Raw genomic sequence first — 21,382 nt, 5'->3', positions numbered from 1 at the left:
TTTTTCGTACAATTATGAGTCAGTTTATATTAGGAAATGTTTTAAACCAACCTAGAAAGGTTATAGTAATTATGTCATATAAATAAAGGCAATAAGGATTTATTATTGTCCAATATTAAAACGAGGTGGATAATATGGCAAACAAACCATTGGTCGATCAATTAAATGATCTAGTAGCAACATCATCCGTACTTTACACAAAACTTCATAATTATCACTGGTATGTAAATGGACCGTCCTTCTTTACACTCCATGCAAAATTTGAGGAGTTTTATAATGAAGTGACATTGAACCTAGATGAAATAGCAGAGCGTATTCTAACAAAAGGCAGTAAACCGGTTGCGACTTTAGCAGAGCATTTAGAGATGTCCCTTATAAAAGAAGCAACGGGTACTGAGACAACAGAAGAGATGGTTGAAACGACAATTAGTGATTTTAAAACCATTATGGGCTTCCTGAAAGAAGCAATGCAGCAGGCGGCTGAAGAGGGCGATGACCGTACTGAGGACATGCTTAATGCAATGACACAAAGCTTTGAAAAGCATGTTTGGATGCTATCTGCGTTTTTAGGTAATATCGAACGATAAGACATTATACTTTGACCCAAAACTTCCATGCGAATACATTTTGGGTCTTTTTAAGTACAATTTAATTCGGTCTAAATAAAGAACATCATCCTTTTCAACAATGCATAGTTCAAATTTTTCGCTGCATACTGTATGAAAAGGAGTTGATCATTATCGACACAACAACAATATATGTTTCTGTAGCTAATCAATCATACAGTTATTTGCCATTAGGCTTGCCTTGTGAATTTAAGCTGCAATTGGAGGAGCAAAAAGCCCTTTTATTTGAGAAATTGTTTCTACAGTTAAATTCCTTGGAATTTGATAATATAGTTCGAGCTCATTTACCCTACATTCCATATCACTTAGATGAATCAAATGATGAAATTGATAATCGCATGAAGAAAATCTATGCTCTTATTCACGAATTTGGTGATGATCAAACAAAGGAATTTGTTGAACAATTACCTTATTTCCATTGATTCCAAAACATCCCTTAGCTAAACTGTGAGTAAGAAGGAAGTGGCTTAGGGATGTTTACTTTTACAGATGAAAATGGTTATAAGTGTGAGTTGAGCTTTAATCGCCAATCTTTTGAAATCGAACCCAGACATGTATTAGTCCTGGTTTTGTATAAAGGAAAATGGCTATGTACAATCAATAAAAAGCGAGGCATTGAATTTCCTGGAGGAAAAGTAGAGCCAGGAGAAACAGTAGAAGAAGCTGCTATTCGTGAAGTTTATGAAGAAACAGCTGTTGAAATTTCAGATTTGAAATGGTTTGCCCAGTACGTTGTACATGATGCACCTCCTTTTTGTAAGGCTGTTTTTACAGGGAGAGTCGAAAGAATTGATGAGTTCTCAGAAGAACATGAGACATCGGGAATGACTTGGCTGACTATGGAAGAGTTGCAAAATCATCCTTCTTTAAGTTTCTACATGAAGGATGAAGGAATGAAGAAGATGTTGCAGGAGGTGAAGTATCATGAAAGACAATGGTAGTATTGAGTTGATCAGAGGATATCCTTCACCAAACCCCAATGTCACTCTGCATGAGGTTATCTATTGGTCGGAGGGACTTCGAGTGAAAGGGTTATTGGCCAAGCCCAAAAAAGAGGGCCAGTATGAAGCACTGCTTTACTTGCGCGGTGGTCTGCAGTCAGTCGGTATGGTACGCCCATCAAGGATTGCTCAGTTTGCAAGTCATGGCCTGGTGGTTTTTGCTCCGTATTATCGAGGTAATCGAGGTGGCGAAGGGCGAGACGAAATGGCTGGGGAAGACCGATTTGACGCTGTAAATAGTATAGACATGCTAAAAAAATTTGCTGATGTTGAAAAAGTGCATTTATTCGGTTTTTCCCGTGGGGGATTAATGGCTTTATGGACCGCTATCTTAAGGGATGACATTAAATCTGTTGTCACATGGGCAGGTGTTTCAGACGTTACCTCCATGTATATGGAGAGAGTGGACATGCGCAGAACGCTTAAACGCATTATTGGGGGTTCCCCAAATAAAGAGCAGGAAAAGTATGATGAACGCAACCCTATTCTAAAAGCGCAGATGATAAATGCCCCTGTATTGATTATTCATGGAACTGAAGACGAGAATGTTAGTATTGAACAAAGCTATGATTTGGAGCAGGCCTTAATTAAGGAAAAGAAGCAGGTAGAAACATGGTTTTCTTCAGGCTTGACGCATTATTATCCTCCACATATTAACCGACAAACGGTGAGAGCATTATGTGAGTGGATGAAGATGAAATAATAAAAGCGGACGTCCCTTAAATAAGAGACAGTCCGCTTTTTATTTTGATTTTAAACCAGGATTTAAGCTAATGGTCCACCTTTTTTAAGAATCTCTTCAGAAACGTCAGAGAACTTAGTGAAGTTTTCCTTAAATAGGTTAGCCAGGAAATTAGCCTTTTGATCATAAGCTTCTTTGTCAGTCCAAGCAGCACGAGGATCTAGTACTTCACTTGGCACTCCTTCAACGGCTGTTGGAATGTGTAAGCCAAAGATTGCATCTTGTTTCGTTTCAACATCATTTAGGTTACCATCAATCGCAGCACGAACCATTGTACGCGTATAAGAAAGCTTCATACGAGAGCCGACACCGTACTCTCCACCAGTCCAGCCAGTGTTTACCAAGAATACTTGTGAGCCGTGTTCGTCAATTTTTTCACCAAGCATTTCAGCGTAACGTGTAGCTGGAAGAGGCAGGAATGGTGAACCGAAGCATGTAGAGAAAACTGGCTCCGGCGATGTAACACCGCGTTCCGTACCTGCTAATTTAGAAGTGAAGCCACTTAAGAAGTGGTACATTGCCTGCTCTTTTGTTAATTTACTGATTGGAGGCAGCACACCAAAAGCATCAGCTGTTAAAAATACAATTGTTCTTGGATGACCTGCAACAGAAGGCATTACGATATTATCGATAAAGTGAATAGGATATGCAGCCCGTGTATTTTCAGTAAGAGAACTATCATCATAGTCAGGAATGCGTGAATCAGGATCTACTACCACATTTTCCAACACCGTACCGAAACGAATTGCATTATAAATTTCTGGTTCTTTTTCGGCAGACAGGTTGATTGTTTTAGCGTAGCATCCACCCTCGATGTTGAATACACCGTTGTTTGACCAACCATGCTCGTCATCACCGATTAATTTGCGATTCGCATCTGCAGATAAAGTTGTCTTACCTGTACCTGATAGACCGAAGAATAGTGCAACATCTCCAGCTTCTCCTACGTTTGCCGAACAATGCATAGAGAAAATATCGTTCTCAGGCAATAAGTAATTCATAATACCAAAAATGGATTTTTTCATTTCGCCGGCATACTCAGTACCGCCGATCAGAATGATTTTCTTTTCTAATGAAACGATAATGAATGTTTCGGAAGCTGTGCCATCGACTGCAGGGTCTGCTTTAAAATTTGGAGCCGACACAATTGTAAATTCAGCTAGATGAGTAGCTAATTCTTCTTTAGTTGGACGGATGAATAATTGATGACAGAATAGGTTGTGCCAAGCGTATTCATTAATAACTTGAATTTGCAGCTGGGATTCTTTGTCTGCACCAGCATATCCTTTGAATACAAATAGCTCATCTTTTTCTTTTAAATAGTTGACAACTTTTACATATAGATTATCAAACACTTCAGCAGAAATCGGGCGGTTAACATTACCCCAGTCGATTTTGTCTTTTGTGCTTTCTTCTTCTACGATATATTTATCTTTAGGAGAACGACCAGTATATTTGCCTGTTTCAGCACGTAATGCACCTTCAGCAGTTAATGTAGCTTCTCCACGTTCTGTAGCTTTTTCCACTAGTTGTGGTACGGATAATTGAACTTTAATATTGTCGCCGTTTAATAATTCCTTCAGCTCATTTGCAATTTCTACTGAATTCATCGATTAAATACCATCCTTTTTATAGAATTCCCAAAATAGTGGGAGGTTTGAATAATTTTAAAATTAGTATAACACATTGAATTAATTAATCTATACTAATCGAAAAAATTATTTTTAAATTATTAAACTTTAATAGATTTATTCAAAAACAATTGACAAGTAACTATACATTACGTAAGATGAAAACTTGAACGGATACTCTTATCCCGAGTTGGTGGAGGGTCAAGGCCCTGTGAAACCCGGCAACCTGCATTATTATTCATTTTAATGCGATGGTGCCAACCTGATGCAAGGGAATACCCTTGAACGATAAGAGTGAAAGGTAATGTCATGAAAGTACTATTCCTTTTACTCATGTGGTTAACTAGAGTAAAAGGAATTTTTTTTTCTAATTAGAACACAATGATAAGGATAGCATTTCTGTCTATTTTTATCTGCGCCTTTCTAAATCCATGTATTTGTTAAGAGACCGTATAGACATTAGATTGTAGTTTTAATATGCCCAGTATTCAGATTTTAAGCAATTAACATCAATTACTGTGGCAACTGTAATGCTGAAATTGTTCATTATTGTTTTATACATAATAATAAAACAACTAACCGAATTTTTCTAACAATATTTTAGAAAATCGGAATGAATGGACAAGATGAAGGTAACGGCTAAAAAATACCGAACTCACTAGAGCGGGTTTAACATGGATAATGAGTACCGTATCAACAACGAGAAATATCTCGCTATATACCTAGGAGGAAACAAAATGACAAACCGTCGACTGTTTACATCAGAAAGCGTAACAGAAGGGCACCCGGACAAAATTTGTGACCAAATTTCTGATGCGATTTTAGATGCGATTTTACGTGAAGATCCTAATGCACGTGTAGCTTGTGAAACAACTGTGACAACTGGGCTGGTACTAGTTGCAGGGGAAATAACAACTTCTACATACGTAGATATCAAAGGAATTGTTCGCGATACAGTAGCAGAGATTGGCTACACTCGTGGTAAATATGGATTCGATGCAGAAAACTTGGCTGTTTTAGTTGCTATCGGTGAACAATCACCAGACATTGCACAAGGGGTGGACCAAGCTCTGGAAGCCCGTGAAGGTTCAATGACGGACGCAGATATTGAAGCAATTGGAGCAGGTGACCAAGGATTAATGTTTGGGTTTGCGTGCAACGAGACACCTGAACTTATGCCGCTGCCGATTAGTCTTGCGCATCGTTTGGCACGACGCTTAACAGAAGTGCGAAAATCAAATGAACTTTCTTATTTGCGCCCAGATGGCAAAACGCAAGTAACAATTGAGTATGACGAAAGAAACCAGCCTGTTCGTGTAGATACAATTGTTATTTCTACACAGCATGATGAAGAAGTGGCATTAGAACAATTACATGAAGATATAAAAGAAAAAGTGATTAATGTTGTGGTACCGGCAGAATTAATCGATGCGAACACAAAGTATTTCATCAACCCAACTGGCCGTTTTGTTATCGGTGGTCCAAAAGGTGATGCTGGACTTACCGGCCGTAAAATTATTGTTGATACTTACGGCGGTTATGCCCGTCACGGCGGCGGTGCATTCTCCGGTAAGGATGCTACAAAAGTTGACCGCTCGGCAGCTTATGCTGCAAGATACGTAGCAAAAAATATTGTTGCTGCAGGTCTAGCTGAACGTGCTGAAGTACAATTAGCTTATGCCATCGGTGTTGCACGCCCTGTTTCCATCTCCATTGATACGTTTGGTACAGGAGTTGTGAAAGAAGAGCAATTAGTAGAGTGGGTAAGTGAATTATTCGATTTACGACCTGCCGGCATTATTAAAATGCTTGACCTACGTAGACCAATCTATAAACAAACAGCTGCTTATGGACATTTCGGCCGAACTGATCTAGACGTTCCGTGGGAAAATACAGATATTGCTGAACAATTAAGAGCAAAAGATGGACTTTAACCTTTGATTGTCTAAATTAATGTGCATACTTGATGTCTAATACGTATGAAAGATTAAATGTGTAGAAAAGCGAAAGTTTTTCTACACATATTTTTTTGGGAAATTCCTCAAAATAAGTGTTTTATCACACTCATTTGAATATGTTGGTTAGCCAAGGTATGCAGAAAAATGTTAAAGTAGATAGTAGTAGAGTAGTAGCCTTTTTGCTTTTAATATCTTTAAAAAGTGTAGAAGCAGGTATATAAACGCCAGATAATAGCATTCCACAACATTTTTTAGAACATGTGAAGAAAAACAAGTGTTTCTCTAATAATGTTTCTTATTTATTTTATGGGGGAAGTAAAAGATAACTTAGTAGAATCCCTAAAAATGGAAGTATGAATTTTAAGGTTAGTTTAAGGTTCTTTACGAATAATAGATTTATAGTAAGCAAACGGCCCTTTAGGAATGATTCCGCACAAGTTCTCTACTGAGTTCTGAGAAAGAGTAGTAAATTAGTATTGAGAGGTTTAAAAAATGATTAAAAAAGAAAAATTGAATGAAATATCGATAGTACGGGCAATAGCAATCTTGGGTGTACTGTTTGTTCACTCGACTTCCTTTATAACAGTAGAATTGCCAACAGTAAGCAGAAGTTATGTATTTTACAACTTTTTAAATACCTTTTTTAAATATGGGACGCCTACTTTCATATTTTTAAGCAGCTTTGTTTTATTTTATAATTATGCAAATCGTGAAATAACTAAAAAGATGCTATTAAATTTTTATAGAAGAAGATTACTATATATAGTAGTCCCTTATCTTATCTTTTCTGTATTTTATTTTGCATTAACGGTACACCTCTATTACGATTATACTTTAACGGAAGCATTGACCATTTTCACACAAAAAGTATTAACAGGAAAAGCTTATACACATTTATACTTTGTCTTCATTAGTATACAATTATATCTAATATTCCCTCTGGTTCTTTATTTGGTACAAAAGTACAAATGGGTCTCAAAATATGCAATTTTAATTGGGCTTGTGATTCAATGGACGTTTGTCATTTTAAATCATTATTTCTTCCATATTACATTCAAAGGAAGTATTTCTCTTTCCTATATGGCCTATTACTTTTTGGGAATATATCTGGGCGTGCATTTTGAACAGTTCAGAACATACCTGAAATCTAATAAAAGACATCTAATAAGCGCATTATGGCTAATATCAGGCATCCTTTATGTATATGTAATGTATCTCACAAGAAAAGGCTTGGCAACATATGATTCGTTGGTATATGAATTCTTTTGGAATGTCTTTACTTATTTTGCTGCAGTATTTTACTTTGGTTTTGCGTTTACGATTTATGACAAACTAAATGTAGGCTTAAGGAAAGCACTGCTATATCTTGGTGACATATCCTTTGGAGTATATTTAATTCACCCGTTCTTCTTGTTATACTACCGAATGATAGGGATTGATCCACAGAGTCCATGGTATCACTTATTCAATTTAGGTTTATTCTTATCGGGGTTAATTTTCTCGATCATAACAGTTGAACTGATTACCCGCTACTTTAAATATTCTTGGATACTATTTGGAACGGTAAGAAAGGAACCAGGAAAGCAAAAATAGATATAAAAAACACCTTCGATACGAAGCTGCAGTTGCTGTAAACTAAAATCGAAGGTGTTTTTTTATTGGTTTATACGAATCTTAACTAATAAATTTCAAATGGCACTTTATATAATTGAAGCTTTTCATAAATTTTACTTTTAACAGTAGAATCAACTGCTCCGGTGGCTTTAAAATTAAAAGAATAGCCATCAGTGAAAGTAAAAATATAGGATTCATACTCTACTTTTTCGCCATCAGGGTGGATATGCCTTACGCTTGATAAATCAGACCACTGATAGATTACCTCACTGCCAAACAAAGGGTTGTACTCAATATAGTTTTCATCCAGATATACATAATGATTTAATCCCGTAATGTAAATGATTAAAAATCCCAAAATGGATAATATCAATACAAAGAGTTTGGTCATTAGTTTTTTTACGAAATAAAGGATTAAGAGTGAGATAAAGGCGATGAAAAAAGCCAAAAGGTACATTATTAGATTTTTACCAAATGAGATAAAGGCTATTTTATTGGGATCCTCAAAAACGACAACAGATAGTACAGCTGGCGTCATTAAAACGATGAACGGTGCAATTACAAGTACAAGAATTGCCATTACCCAATAGATGCTTCTTTTTTCAAATGGGTCCATTTCATTCTCCTTTATATAGGTAGTTAGGTAAATCAGGAAAGCCAAGAAGGGTCCGAAAACAAAAAACAGGTATAATCGAGAAGCGATATACCCGTAATGTAAGCTGCCAAAAAGAGGTTTCTATTATTTTATGAACTTAAGGTTGAATAGATTTGTAAATTTGTCCTTTTTCTACATATTCCCGAATTATACGATCCATATCCTCGCGATCCACTGCTGTTACTTCACGTACAACCTTTGCGGGTCTTCCCATCGCCAAGCTGTTCGGAGGGATTTTTTTACCCGGTGGTACTAAACTACCAGCGCCAATAAATGCCCCTTCTCCAATTTCTGCTCCATCCAGAATGATGGAACCCATGCCGATTAAGGCTCTTTTTCGGATGACACAACCATGTAAAGTCACTTGGTGTCCGACAGTAACTTCATCTTCAATAATCACGGGGTTTTCCGGGCTTTGGTGAATACAGCTTAAATCTTGAATACTGCATCGTTTCCCGATGATGGTCGGTGCTACATCACCACGAATAACCGTGTTGAACCAAATAGTAGATTCTTCACCAATTGTTACATCTCCTGTAACTACAGCATTATCTGCAATATAAACAGATGGGTCTATTTTAGGATTTTTGTCTTTGAAAGGATAAATCATCGAAAATCTCCTCAATTCTTTAGTATGATATAGTATAGCGTATCAGATTAGGACGTGAATGAAAATTATAGTAGTAGTTGTACCCATTTTTTGATGGGTAGGAGGGGCAAGTATGTGGAAATGGGAAGCAGAAGGACAAACGAAGGCAGTTGTCGTTCTATTGCACAGTGCATTTGAGCATCATCAATGGTATGCATGGTTGATTGAAAAGCTTCGAACAGAGGGCTTTACAATTGTAATGGGTGATTTGCCGGGGCACGGCAAGAACTTAAAATACGGCAAGGTTCATGACGAAGACCTAACCGAGTATTCGGAGTTTATTCAGAAATTAATGCAAAATGCGCTACTTTATCAATTGCCCGTTTTTATAATGGGGCATGGGTTGGGTGCAACATTGGCGATTAGATTTTTGAAAAAAAATGATGTGGAATGTGCAGGATTAATCCTTACATCACCGTGGCTGGTTTTAAAGAAAACAACGAATCTATTGACAAATGCAATGACGAGTTTAGGCTCACTTGCTTCAAATAAAAAAGTCTCGTTAAACCTTGATAAGAAGATGCTAACAAGAAATAATGAAGGATATCAGGAGTTAGTGGATAATACACCTTACCATACCAATGTAACAGTTGGATGGTATAAGGAAGTTCAAAACCTCTTGAAAAATATAATGGCGGAACAAGAAAGTCATTTATCATTGCCCATATTATTAATAACGGCCAAACAAGATAAAATTACGGATCCTTCCGCCGGACGCAAGTGGCTCTTCAAACAAAAGTCGACAGAAATACAATTTAAAGAGTGGCCATACAGTTATCATAATGTATTCCACGATAATGAAAGAGAAGAAATATTTATTTACTGCAGGGATTTCATGAATAACGTGATGAGATCGCTTGGCTATATAATTTAATAAATATCGGTAGATGTCTTAGGAGTAAATAGAACAAACTCCTAAGATTTTTTTGTATAGGAAAAAAGCTGTAATAATTAGGACATGGGATTTATATAATTTACAAAATTCAAAATCTTGAAACATTTTTCTAGCATTCTCTAAAAATATGTTGAATAGATTTTTTAATTTATGTAATATAAATAATATTCTTACAAATAAAGTTTGAGAGGTGTATTCATGATTGATCAAATTGTCACGTGGTTAAACGATATTTTATGGGGTCCAGTAATGATTTACGGTATTTTGGTCGTGGGACTATTGTTTTCCATCCTAACAAAGTTCGTGCAAGTAAGAAAAATTAAGGATATGTTCACGCTTATGTTTACTGGGGAAAAGTCGGAAGCAGGGGTAACATCGTTCCAGGCTTTAACGATGGCGTTATCAGGTCGTGTTGGTACAGGTAACATAGTTGGTACAGCGACTGCAATTGCTTTTGGTGGACCAGGTGCAGTATTCTGGATGTGGGTAACAGCTTTCATTGGTGCTTCTACAGCTTACATAGAGTCTACATTAGCACAAATATATAAAGATAAGAAAAATGGTGTTTACCGTGGAGGACCAGCATTCTATATAGAAAAAGGTACTGGTCAACGATGGTTCGGTGTAGTCTTTGCTTTGGCGGCAATATTGGCGGTTGCCATATTAATGCCGGGAGTACAGTCCAATGCTATTACAAGTGCTGTTGATAATGCATTCGGTATTAACCCAACGATTACAGGAATTATAGTTGTTGTCATTTTAGCATTTATCATAATGGGCGGAGTTAAACGTATTGCAAATGCAGCACAGATTATTGTGCCGTTTATGGCTGTTCTTTATATTTTATTAGCTGTAGTCGTAATCATAATGAATATTGGGCAGGTTCCGGAAGTTTTTGCTTTGATCATTAGAAGTGCATTTAATGCAGATGCAACATTTGGTGGTATGATTGGGGCAGCAATTGCTTGGGGAGTAAAGCGTGCTGTTTATTCAAATGAAGCAGGACAGGGAACTGGACCTCACTCTGCAGCTGCTGCAGAAGTATCCCATCCTGCTAAACAAGGTTTGGTGCAGGCAGCATCGATTTACATTGATACATTATTAGTTTGTTCTGCGACTGCATTGATGATTCTATTTATGGGCACTTATAATGTGAATGTAGGCAGCGCTGATGGAGAATTGGTAGCCGAGCATGTAGCTGGTGCAACGTATACAGAATTTACTCAATTAGCAGTGAATGCAGCATTTCCAGCCTTTAATAACTTTGGTTCTGCTTTCGTTGCTGTTGCCTTATTCTTCTTTGCATTCACGACAATTATGGCATATTACTATATTGCAGAAACCAATGTTGCGTACCTTGTTTCAGGAAAAACCGAAAGAAATGCTACATGGATTTTGAAAATAGTCATCATTATTTCTACTTTTTATGGTGCGATCCGAACTTCCGATTTAGCCTGGAAGTTTGGTGACTTGGGACTGGGCTTGATGGTTTGGATAAATGTTATTGCCATTCTCATTTTGATGAAACCGGCACTACTGGCGTTGAAAGATTATGAGCAACAGAAAAAAGAAGGAAAAGATCCAGTTTTCGATCCTATTAAGCTAGGTATCAAAAACGCTACATTCTGGGAAGATTACAATAAAGACAAAAAATAATAAAAAGCGTGAAGCAACGAAATAATCGTTTAGCTTCACGCCTTTTTATTTTGAAAACTGTTTTACCTTTTCGAGTGCTACTATAAAGGGTGGGTCGTTTTTCTGATTAATAAATTCGTATCTCAATACGTGCACGTATTTTTGTGGGAGGGAACTTACAAAACGCAGTACTTCATCGCGTTCCTCCTTGCCGCCATCATGTCCATGATAGATGACCAGAACAATGATGCCGCCAACTTTTAGTAGCTGCAGTAGTTGTTCAATGGCAAGTATGGTCGTATTTCCTTTGGTTACGATTGTATGGTCGGCGCCTGGCAAATAACCTAAATTGAAGATGGCACCCGCAACTTCCTGGTGAACATACTTTGCAATATTTTCATGTCCATCTAAAAGGACAGTGGCATTTGACATACCATGTTCAAATAGTCGCTCCGAGGTAGCATCTATCGCTTGTTTTTGCACATCGAATGCATAAACATGTCCAGCGTCTCCAACAAGTTGGGCGAGAAATAAAGTGTCATGTCCATTTCCGGCAGTACCGTCTACTGCAACTTCTCCTTTTTCAATACATTGCGTAAGGAGGGTTTGCGCATATTGTATAACTCTTTGAAGCTTCATAATTCGTCACATCCTCTTGAAAATAGAGCATAAGTTGTTCATTTACACGGTTTCGTTTGCAGAAGGTACATAGTATTTTCCTTGCCAACTGCCTCGGCGTTCGAGCTCCGCATCAATTCCATTCAGTACTTCCCATTTGTTTACACTCCACATAGGGCCAATCATTAAATCAATCGGACCGTCTCCAGTAATACGGTGAACAATCATTTCTGGAGGAATGAGTTCCAATTGGTCAGCTACTAATTGAATATATTGGTCTTTTTCAAGGAATTCCAACATTCCTTTTTCGTATTGCTTTACTAGTGGTGTTCCTTTTAATAAATGAAGAAGGTGGATTTTAATCCCTTGAACATCCAGCTTCGCCACTTCCCGGGCAGTCTCCATCATCATATCGTAATCCTCCAACGGCAAACCGTTGATGATATGTGAACAAACACGAATATTATGCTTGCGCAGTTTTTCCACACCTTCTACATATGTTGCATAATCATGGGCGCGGTTTATTAAATTCGCGGTTTTTTCATGGACAGTTTGCAGACCCAGCTCTACCCATAAATAAGTTCTTTGATTTAATTCCGCTAAATATTCCACCACATCATCCGGCAGGCAATCCGGACGAGTCGCAATACTTAACCCCATTACTCCTTCGCAAGCAAGGGCTGCTTCAAATTTCTCTTTTAACACATGCAGTGGTGCGTGTGTATTTGTATATGCTTGGAAATAGGCCATTGTCATACCGTCTTTCCATTTATGCTGCATTTTTTCTTTAATCTTTTCGAATTGCACTGGGATTGGGTCTACCCGGTCGCCGGCAAAGTCGCCGCTACCTGCAGCACTACAAAAAGTACAACCACCAAAAGCGACCGTACCATCACGATTTGGGCAATCAAAGCCGGCATCCAGGGCCACTTTATAAACCTTTTTGCCAAATTCATCTCTTAAATAGCGGTTCCATGTATAATAACGTTTCCCATCTGACGGGAACGGAAATTGTTGTTCTGCCATTATATTTCACTCCTCTAACAAATCATTCTACCATGAAATAATACTCATGGCACTTGAACAAAATCTCATGGCTTAAATTCTTGATTTATATAGAAAATTCTATTATTCACTAACTAAGATTTTGTAATATTATGGCTATTTTGCTCCCTATTGATTTTTTAATTCTTTACTAGTACTTTTGAAAAAAGAGGACTACTACTATTCTTTTGGTTCAAAATAAAATCAACAAGAGAAGAACATCATCTTTGGATAAAGGGTGTTTCTGCTACTTTAAATGGAGGAATGGGGAAATGCCCAAAAATGTATGGCTGCTCGTAATCGGTGCATTTATCAACATTACCGGAAGCTCTCTTATATGGCCTTTAAATACAATTTATATGCATGAGCATCTAGGACAAACTTTATCGGTTGCCGGCTTTGTTTTAATGATGAATGCAGGTGCCACGGTTCTGGGTAATCTAGTGGGTGGATATTTGTTTGATCGTTTCGGTGGGTATAAGTCCATCATGCTCGGAATTTTTATAACGGTACTATCGTTAATAGGAATTACCATTTGGCATGGTTGGCCGCATTATGTTTACTTTTTGGTCGTTATGGGGTTTGGGAGCGGAATAGTAATTCCGGCAATGTTCGCCCTGGTAGGTTCTGTTTGGCCTGAAGGTGGCAGGAAAGGATTTAATGCAATCTATTTAGCGCAAAATCTTGGTGTTGCGGTTGGTCCAGCGATAGCAGGTCCCATTGCCGAAATCAGTTTTGATTATTTATTTATCTCAAATCTAGGTTTATATATAGTCTTTTTACTAATCGCTCTTATTTCTTATCGTGGCATGATACCGAAAATCGAAAAAGAAACGAGCGAGAAAGTCATTGAAACCAATTCATCAAAAGCTAACTTTTATGCATTGCTTATTCTCTGCAGTGCTTTCTTATTGGCATGGGTCGCTTACTCACAATGGGCTTCAACATTATCGACACATATTCAGCAACTTGGAATCGGCTTAAAAGAATATAGCTTGCTTTGGACCATAAACGGCTTATTAATCATCACGCTGCAGCCTCTGATTAGTCCACTTGTCCAGAAGTACGAAAAACAAATTAAGGGACAATTAGTAGTCGGAATGCTGGTCATGATGTTTTCGTTCACGATTATTCTATATGCAGATAGCTTTAAAATGTTCGCCGTAGCAATGATGATTTTAACTTTAGGTGAAATCTTTGTATGGCCCGCAGTACCGACAATTGCCAATATGTTGGCACCCAAAGGAAAAGGTGGTACTTACCAAGGGGTAGTAAATAGCATCGGATCTATTGGAAGAATGATTGGTCCATTTATCGGTGGAATAATTGTAGACGTTTATAATATGGATGTACTAATAGCTGTGCTATGCGGATTATTTATTATCGCAATTATCCCTTGTATCCTTTATGATCGCCCATTAAAAAAGGAAAATGGCAAATATACTGACCATATTCAGAGTTAATCAAAGTAAATCTGGATTTTGCGGCTGTCAATCCAGGAAAGACTTGTTTATTTTGCCTATATACATTAAAATAAATAAAATATGAAAAGTATGACAATGAGAAGGAATAGTAAATTTTGAAGCTTCGAAGAGAGTTAGCGGGTGGTGTGAGCTAGCAAGTGGAGAAATTGAACTCGCCTTGGAGTCTGTTTTAGTGAAGAAAGTAACTAAAACCGTTTTTCCACGTTATGGAGTTAAAGCTGAGTGAAGTGTCACTAATTTGGGTGGTACCGCGGGAGTTGCAAATATCTCTCGTCCCTTTCTAAGGAAAGGGACGGGTTTTTTTATTTTTTAAATATTTTGTCAACTTTCCCCTAAGTAACTGCACGTCTAATTCAATTGTGAATTGAACAATGATTAGTTTTACCATTATTAGGATAATCTACTTTTGTTACAGCTTTTGTTAACTTCATTAGTAGAGATCACATCTGAACTGAATGAAGTTTAAGCTTCCGGCGGATGCCACAGATTTTTAAAGGTAATTATCAAGCTAGCTTGATATAATCTGGGCAAAAAATACGCCAAGGCGTATTTTAAATACATTCCTTCGTGTCGACACAGCGTGCCTATTCAATATTAAGGAGGAGATAGCATATGAGTTTTAATCATCAACAAATCGAAAAAAAATGGCAACAATACTGGCTTGAAAATAAATCGTTTAAAACATTGGACGATACATCAAAGCCGAAGTTCTATGCACTGGATATGTTCCCGTATCCGTCAGGGGCAGGGTTACACGTTGGGCACCCGGAAGGTTACACAGCGACGGATATTTTATCGCGTTTCAAACGCATGCAGGGGTATGATGTATTGCATCCGATTGGTTGGGATGCATTTGGTCTACCGGCTGAGCAATACGCATTAGATACAGGAAATGACCCTGCCGAGTTTACGGCGAAAAACATCGCAACATTCAAGCGCCAAATTCAAGAATTGGGGTTCTCTTATGATTGGGATCGTGAAATCAATACAACAGATCCTGGCTATTATAAGTGGACTCAATGGATTTTTACAAAGCTTGTCGAAATGGACTTGGCTTATGTGGACGAAATCCCTGTAAACTGGTGTGAAGCATTAGGTACAGTACTTGCCAATGAAGAAGTAATCGACGGAAAATCAGAGCGTGGTGGGCACCCAGTAGAACGTAGACCAATGCGTCAGTGGGTACTGCGTATTACAAAATATGCAGACCGTCTACTGGACGATTTAGAAGAAGTAGATTGGCCAGAGTCCATCAAAGATATGCAGCGCAACTGGATTGGCCGTTCTGAAGGGGCACAAGTGAAATTTACTGTTGCTGGTTCTGAAGGACAATTCGAAGTCTTTACAACTCGTCCAGATACTTTATTCGGTGCAACTTATTGCGTATTGGCACCAGAGCATAAATTAGTTGATGAAATCACAACGGCGGAACAGCGTGAAGCAGTCGAAGCATATCTAGAAAAAGTAAAAATGAAATCTGATCTTGAACGTACAGATCTAGCAAAAGAAAAAACGGGTGTATTTACGGGTGCATTTGCAGTAAATCCAATTAACGGAAAAGAAATTCCAATCTGGATTGCTGACTATGTATTGGCATCATACGGTACGGGTGCTATTATGGCGGTTCCTGCACATGATGAGCGCGACTATGAGTTCGCAAAAGAATTCGGTTTGGAAATTATCCCGGTACTTGAAGGTGGAGATATTGAAAATGAAGCCTTTACGGGAGACGGTGCTCATATTAACTCGGATTTCTTGAATGGTTTAAATAAAGCCGAAGGGATTTCCAATGTGATTCAATGGCTTGAAACGAATGGTGTAGGTGAAAAGAAAATTACGTATCGTTTGCGTGACTGGCTATTCTCCCGTCAACGTTATTGGGGTGAACCAATCCCTGTAATTCATTGGGAAGATGGCACAATGACAACGATTCCAGTAGATGAGTTGCCATTGGAATTACCAAAGACTTCAAATATTCGTCCTTCTGGTACTGGTGAATCACCATTAGCCAATATAGATGAATGGGTAAATGTAGTTGACCCTGAAACAGGCAAAAAAGGCCGCCGAGAAACGAACACAATGCCGCAATGGGCAGGTTCAAGCTGGTACTTCTTACGATATATCGATCCGAAGAATAATGAAGCGATTGCCGACGAAGAATTGTTAAAACGTTGGTTACCGGTTGATATTTATATTGGTGGAGCAGAGCATGCCGTACTTCACTTACTATACGCACGCTTCTGGCATAAAGTACTGTATGATTTAGGTGTAGTGCCGACTAAAGAACCATTCCAAAAGTTATTTAACCAAGGAATGATTCTGGGTGAGGGTAATGAAAAAATGTCTAAATCTAAAGGAAATGTTGTAAATCCTGATGATATCGTAAGTACGCATGGTGCAGATACACTTCGTTTATATGAAATGTTCATGGGACCATTGGATGCTTCTGTTGCATGGTCTACTAACGGACTAGACGGTGCACGTCGTTTCTTGGATCGTATTTGGCGTCTTTATACGACTGAAGAGGGTGCACTATCTGAAAAAGTACAATCGAACGCAGATACAACACTTGAAAAATCGTATCACCAAACAGTGAAAAAAGTAACGGATGATTACGAGAATCTTCGATTTAATACAGCCATTTCCCAAATGATGGTGTTTATTAACGATTGCTATAAAGCAGAAACGTTCCGAACAGAGTTTGCAGAAGGCTTTGTTAAGCTTTTAGCACCAATCGCACCTCATGTTGCTGAAGAACTATGGGAAATCCTGGGTCATACAGGAACGTTGACTTATGAAGAGTGGCCAACATTCGATGAGTCAAAACTTGTGGATGATGAGGTCGAAGTAGTGGTTCAAGTTAACGGTAAATTACGTGCGAAAGTGAAAGTGGCAAAAGACGTAACAAGAGAACAACTTGAAGAAATTGCTAAAGCCGATGAAAAAGTACTGGAATTTACGGAAGGCAAGCAAATTGTCAAAGTCATTGCTGTACCAGGTAAACTAGTCAATATCGTAGTAAAATAATGTTGAAAGCAGAATGTGATCATCTCGTTGATTGCATTCTGTTTTTTTATATGGGGAATAATAGGAGGGAAACCCTGAAAAATAGCGTGTAGAGATATCGTAGAGGTTGATTTTAAAAATAGCTCATTGAACCAGGATGCTAGCTGCATTGATACAGTCAAATAGCTTAATTCTTAATCCCGCAGCATGATAGTTTGTGTTGCTTCACGAACATAATCGCTTTTTTAAGAAAATAGTGTCATAATAAACAAGCTTGACCATTTTCTATAAGAAATTTTAATAAAAATTAATTATATAGTTAGGATGACTTGATGAATCACGTAGTTGAATTAATACTAAAACCAAAATTTGTTGCAGAAATCGCAAATGGCTATCCGTTAATTTTAAAAGAGGCGGCTGAATCAACCAATGAAACAATCGAGGAAGGGACGCTATTAAAAATAGTTCGCCCTAATCGAAAATATATCGCTACTGGCTATTATGGCAAACAAAATAAGGGAATCGGGTGGGTATTGACAAATGACCCATCGAAGGAAATAGACGAAGCTTATTTTGAAGAAAAGTTTAAGCAAGCCATCAGCAAGCGGGTTGATTTTTATAAACAGGATGATACGACTGCCTTTCGTGTATTTAATGGCGAAGGTGACGGTATCGGGGGACTAACAATCGACTATTTTGATGGTTTTTATTTAGTTAGCTTCTACAGCAAGGGAATCTATTCATTCCGTGATGCCATTTTTGCTGCACTAAAAGAGACAACAAACCTTCGGGGCATTTACGAGAAAAAGCGTTTTGATACAAATGGCCAATATGTGGAGCAGGATGATTATGTCGAAGGGGAAGTTGGGCAATTTCCGCTCATTATTAAAGAGAATGGCATGAACTATGCGGTTAATCTAAATGATGGTGCCATGACCGGAATTTTCCTTGATCAAAGAAATGTTCGGCTGGCCTTGCGTGAGAAGTATTCCAAAGGAAAAACCGTACTGAATACATTTTCATACACAGGAGCTTTCTCCGTGGCTGCTGCATTGGGAGGAGCATATGAAACAACCAGTGTTGACCTTGCCAAAAGAAGCCTGCCTATGACCATTGAACAATTTAGCGTAAACGGAATCGATTATGAACAACAGCAAATTAAGGTAATGAATGTATTTGATTACTTTTCTTATGCTGCTAGACACCAATTGAAATTTGATGTTGTTGTACTTGATCCACCAAGCTTTGCCCGTACAAAAAAAATGACATTCAGCACTTCAAAGGATTATCCCAAGCTGATTGAGGATGCAATCGAAATTACCGCTTCCAACGGATTAATCATCGCATCTACAAATAATGCGAGCTTTAATATGAAAAAGTTTAAAACCTTTATCGATAAAGCTTTTAAAGAAAAAAATAAGCGTTATAAAATCCTGGAACAACATCAGCTTCCCGAGGATTTTGCTACTTTGGAGGATTATCCTGAATTTAATTATTTAAAAGTATGTATGATTCAATTACTTAAATAAGGACTGAGATAAGATGAAATATACAAAATCAACAATGCTTAAATTAGTAAATGAAGAGCGTGAACTTCATGATGAATTGAAGCGGATCAAAAGTGAAATGGGTCTAGAGAAGAATTTGGCACTAAAGGCCCTATATCACTCGACTGTAGCTGATGGTGGGCGCTATCAGGAACGTTACCAAGAACTAGATCGATAATTATGGATGCTTGAAGTTTAAATCTTCAAGCATTTTTTTAATGGAAGAATTGGAAGAAGGCTACACGGATATCAGATTTAAGCGGAGTTATCAACTTAATCTTTTTAGTCAAGTTAGCTACCACACCGTAAAAATTTTTGAAGTGAAGATTGACATATAAAAACATTAAATTTATTATGTATATAAGTTTACTATGAATTAAAGAGCTGACTAGAAAACTAGAGGCCTCAATAAACTTGTGATGTAATAGAACCTCCGGGTATTGCAGCATAGGTTATTGGGGTCTTTATGTTGTTTCTAAAATCAGAAAAATCATATTCTTCAAAAACATAGTTGACCGATAAGAATTGTTGTGTTTATATTAAGGTAATATTTTGTGCTACATATCGGGGGGAGCGTAATGGGGAAAGTATATATAGTAGGAGCCGGACCGGGAAGTGTAGATTTAATAACAGTGAAAGGTTTAAGGTGTATCCAACAAGCTGACGTAATACTTTACGATCGGCTAATAAACAAGGAGCTGTTAGAATTCGCGAAGCCTAATGCCGAGCTTATTTTTGTAGGTAAATTGCCAAAATTGCATGGAGTGATACAAGATCGCATCCATAGGCTACTAGTTCAACATGCCCGCAAAGGGAAGATAGTGACACGTTTAAAAGGCGGCGATCCATTTGTATTTGGACGTGGTGCAGAAGAAGCGGAAGTGCTGGTTGAAGCTGGTATTCCTTTTGAAATTGTCCCAGGTATCACTTCCGGGGTAGCTGCTCCTGCATATGCAGGAATTCCTGTTACCCACCGTGATTTAGGGTCTAGTTTTGCTCTTGTAACCGGTCATATGCAAGAAGGAAAAGAAGATGCGATTAACTGGAAGGGTTTAGCAGAATCAATTGATACTTTAGCCATTTACATGGGGGTACGGAATCTGCCATATATAACGGACCAACTGATCAAAAACAAACGTAATCCCAACACGCCGGTAGCGCTAATTTATTGGGGAACAACTGAACATCAAAGAACGATTACAGGTACTTTGGAAACAATAGTAGACATAGCAAGAAACGAGAAAATCGAAAATCCAAGCATGATTCTTGTTGGTGAAGTAGTTAAAATGCGTGAAAAAATTGCTTGGTTTGAAAAAACAACAAACGGTTTACAGGAAATTTCAGTTTAGAAAGAAGGGAATCGAATGCAGGCAGTATTATATGTTGCACATGGGAGCCGTGTAAAAGCTGGAGTGGAAGAAGCGAGACAATTTATTGAAAAAGTAAAATCACAAATTGATGTCGAGGTACAGGAGATTTGTTTCCTTGAGCTAGCGGAGCCATCCATTGTAGAAGGTGTTGCAGCATGCGTTGCAAAGGGTGCAACAGAAATTGCCGTCATTCCTATTCTTTTGTTAACAGCAAATCATGCCAACCATGATATTCCCCATGAAATTCATAAAGCGAAACAACTTTATCCAAACGTTTCATTTACGTACGGTAAACCTTTTGGCATTCATAAAAAATTGTTTAATAGTTTACAAGATCGCGTGAAGCAAAAAAGCACAAAGCCAAACGAAGAGATTGATGTTTTATTAATCGGTCGTGGAAGCAGTGATGAAAGAGTTCAGTTTGACTTTCAACAAATAGCAGATCAGCTTAAACGATTAAATAACTACGCAAATGTAGATATTTGTTTTCTATACGGCAATGGGCCTTTATTTGAAAATACATTAAAGCAATTACAGAACAATCGCAGAAATTCGGTCTTTGTAGTTCCATATCTTTTATTTACGGGTCTTTTAAAAATTGGGATTCAGAAGAAAATGGCGAGCTTTGGGTTTCCAGATGATGAGGTAGTCCTTTGTGAGTGCTTAGGGTATGACGAAAATGTCCGCCAGGTGTTGATAGAACGAGTGAAAGAAACGTTATATTCGTATAGGGAGAGTGTTCCGAATGGATAAAAAACAAGCAAATTTCGAAAAGGCAGTCGAAAATCTCAAAAAAATGATGAGTTCCATGAACTATGGCTCAATTACTTTAATCGTACAAGATAACATTATTGTACAAATCGAAAAGAATGAAAAGATTCGGTTAAGATAATTTAGGCGAAGAGGT

Annotated in this window: 20 protein-coding genes, 1 riboswitch and 1 other annotated feature; of the genes, 15 read left to right on the top strand and 5 right to left on the bottom strand. The window is 37.9% G+C overall.

Features of this window, described 5'->3' with window-relative positions:
• Positions 1-134: 134 nt before the first annotated feature.
• The 4 genes from QYB95_RS09415 (at position 135) to QYB95_RS09400 (ending at position 2,330) form a co-directional block, all read left to right on the top strand.
• A complete protein-coding gene (locus QYB95_RS09415; RefSeq protein WP_301138079.1) occupies positions 135-587 on the top strand; it encodes a Dps family protein in 453 nt (150 codons plus the stop codon).
• Between the two features lie 143 nt (positions 588-730).
• Positions 731-1,048 carry a transposase gene (locus tag QYB95_RS09410; protein WP_301138078.1) on the top strand — a complete coding sequence of 106 codons (318 nt, stop codon included), beginning with the start codon at positions 731-733 and terminating at the stop codon, positions 1,046-1,048.
• Between the two features lie 51 nt (positions 1,049-1,099).
• Entirely contained in the window at positions 1,100-1,567 is a 468-nt protein-coding gene (locus tag QYB95_RS09405) for an NUDIX domain-containing protein (protein ID WP_301138077.1), read from the top strand.
• The gene (locus tag QYB95_RS09400; RefSeq protein WP_301138076.1) at positions 1,551-2,330 is read left to right on the top strand and encodes an alpha/beta hydrolase family protein; all 780 of its coding nucleotides are present in this window, start codon (positions 1,551-1,553) and stop codon (positions 2,328-2,330) included. The genes QYB95_RS09405 and QYB95_RS09400 overlap by 17 nt, the downstream gene beginning before the upstream one ends.
• 62 nt (positions 2,331-2,392) lie before the next feature.
• Here QYB95_RS09400 and pckA read toward each other — a convergent pair whose 3' ends face one another.
• Positions 2,393-3,979 carry a phosphoenolpyruvate carboxykinase (ATP) gene (gene pckA / locus QYB95_RS09395; RefSeq protein ID WP_301138075.1) on the bottom strand — a complete coding sequence of 529 codons (1,587 nt, stop codon included), beginning with the start codon at positions 3,977-3,979 and terminating at the stop codon, positions 2,393-2,395.
• 198 nt (positions 3,980-4,177) lie between these two features.
• Positions 4,178-4,295, top strand: a riboswitch (SAM riboswitch).
• Between the two features lie 442 nt (positions 4,296-4,737).
• On the opposite strand from pckA, the gene metK reads away from it, so the two are divergent.
• Positions 4,738-5,934, top strand: coding sequence for a methionine adenosyltransferase (metK, locus tag QYB95_RS09390; protein ID WP_301138074.1), 1,197 nt, complete (start codon positions 4,738-4,740; stop codon positions 5,932-5,934).
• A 516-nt stretch (positions 5,935-6,450) separates the two neighbouring features.
• Complete coding sequence (locus tag QYB95_RS09385) at positions 6,451-7,551, top strand: acyltransferase (RefSeq protein ID WP_301138073.1); 1,101 nt, start codon at positions 6,451-6,453, stop codon at positions 7,549-7,551.
• An 85-nt stretch (positions 7,552-7,636) separates the two neighbouring features.
• Here QYB95_RS09385 and QYB95_RS09380 read toward each other — a convergent pair whose 3' ends face one another.
• Both QYB95_RS09380 and QYB95_RS09375 read right to left on the bottom strand, forming a co-directional pair.
• On the bottom strand, positions 7,637-8,188 hold the full coding sequence (locus QYB95_RS09380) for a hypothetical protein (protein ID WP_301138072.1): 552 nt from the start codon (positions 8,186-8,188) through the stop codon (positions 7,637-7,639).
• A 136-nt stretch (positions 8,189-8,324) separates the two neighbouring features.
• Positions 8,325-8,837 (bottom strand): gamma carbonic anhydrase, encoded by a 513-nt coding sequence (locus QYB95_RS09375; RefSeq protein ID WP_301138071.1) that lies wholly within the window; start codon positions 8,835-8,837, stop codon positions 8,325-8,327.
• Between the two features lie 112 nt (positions 8,838-8,949).
• Between QYB95_RS09375 and QYB95_RS09370 the strand changes: the two genes are divergently transcribed.
• Together QYB95_RS09370 and QYB95_RS09365 are read left to right on the top strand one after the other, a co-directional pair.
• Positions 8,950-9,750: an alpha/beta hydrolase gene (locus QYB95_RS09370; protein WP_301138070.1), complete on the top strand. Its 801-nt coding sequence runs from the start codon at positions 8,950-8,952 to the stop codon at positions 9,748-9,750.
• A gap of 222 nt (positions 9,751-9,972) precedes the next feature.
• Entirely contained in the window at positions 9,973-11,427 is a 1,455-nt protein-coding gene (locus QYB95_RS09365) for an alanine/glycine:cation symporter family protein (RefSeq protein ID WP_301138100.1), read from the top strand.
• Positions 11,428-11,472: 45 nt separating this feature from the next.
• On the opposite strand, the gene mnmM is transcribed toward QYB95_RS09365, so the two are convergent.
• Positions 11,473-12,045 (bottom strand): tRNA 5-(aminomethyl)-2-thiouridylate-methyltransferase MnmM, encoded by a 573-nt coding sequence (gene mnmM / locus QYB95_RS09360; RefSeq protein WP_301138069.1) that lies wholly within the window; start codon positions 12,043-12,045, stop codon positions 11,473-11,475.
• A 42-nt stretch (positions 12,046-12,087) separates the two neighbouring features.
• Positions 12,088-13,050 (bottom strand): tRNA modification radical SAM protein MnmL/YtqA, encoded by a 963-nt coding sequence (mnmL, locus tag QYB95_RS09355; RefSeq protein WP_301138068.1) that lies wholly within the window; start codon positions 13,048-13,050, stop codon positions 12,088-12,090.
• Between the two features lie 290 nt (positions 13,051-13,340).
• Here mnmL and QYB95_RS09350 point away from each other — a divergent pair, with 290 nt between their 5' ends.
• The 7 genes from QYB95_RS09350 (at position 13,341) to QYB95_RS09320 (ending at position 21,367) form a co-directional block, all read left to right on the top strand.
• The gene (locus tag QYB95_RS09350) at positions 13,341-14,531 is read left to right on the top strand and encodes an MDR family MFS transporter (RefSeq protein ID WP_301138067.1); all 1,191 of its coding nucleotides are present in this window, start codon (positions 13,341-13,343) and stop codon (positions 14,529-14,531) included.
• Between the two features lie 87 nt (positions 14,532-14,618).
• Positions 14,619-14,833 (top strand) — a binding site (T-box leader).
• Positions 14,834-15,164: 331 nt separating this feature from the next.
• Positions 15,165-17,579, top strand: a complete 2,415-nt coding sequence (leuS, locus tag QYB95_RS09345) for a leucine--tRNA ligase (protein ID WP_301138066.1) — start codon at positions 15,165-15,167, stop codon at positions 17,577-17,579.
• 311 nt (positions 17,580-17,890) lie between these two features.
• Positions 17,891-19,087: a class I SAM-dependent rRNA methyltransferase gene (locus QYB95_RS09340; RefSeq protein WP_301138065.1), complete on the top strand. Its 1,197-nt coding sequence runs from the start codon at positions 17,891-17,893 to the stop codon at positions 19,085-19,087.
• A gap of 13 nt (positions 19,088-19,100) precedes the next feature.
• Positions 19,101-19,283 (top strand): hypothetical protein, encoded by a 183-nt coding sequence (locus QYB95_RS09335; protein WP_036197386.1) that lies wholly within the window; start codon positions 19,101-19,103, stop codon positions 19,281-19,283.
• Between the two features lie 400 nt (positions 19,284-19,683).
• Positions 19,684-20,454, top strand: a complete 771-nt coding sequence (gene cobA / locus QYB95_RS09330) for a uroporphyrinogen-III C-methyltransferase (RefSeq protein ID WP_301138064.1) — start codon at positions 19,684-19,686, stop codon at positions 20,452-20,454.
• Between the two features lie 15 nt (positions 20,455-20,469).
• Positions 20,470-21,228 carry a sirohydrochlorin chelatase gene (locus tag QYB95_RS09325; protein WP_301138063.1) on the top strand — a complete coding sequence of 253 codons (759 nt, stop codon included), beginning with the start codon at positions 20,470-20,472 and terminating at the stop codon, positions 21,226-21,228.
• A complete protein-coding gene (locus QYB95_RS09320) occupies positions 21,221-21,367 on the top strand; it encodes a YezD family protein (protein ID WP_301138062.1) in 147 nt (48 codons plus the stop codon). The genes QYB95_RS09325 and QYB95_RS09320 overlap by 8 nt, the downstream gene beginning before the upstream one ends.
• The last annotated feature ends 15 nt before the right edge of the window (positions 21,368-21,382 follow it).

It is taken from the genome of Ureibacillus aquaedulcis, from assembly GCF_030418165.1.
GTDB lineage: Bacteria > Bacillota > Bacilli > Bacillales_A > Planococcaceae > Ureibacillus > Ureibacillus aquaedulcis.
The sequence above is the reverse complement of the archived record's forward strand: the minus strand, read 5'-3'. Positions and strand labels throughout refer to the sequence as shown.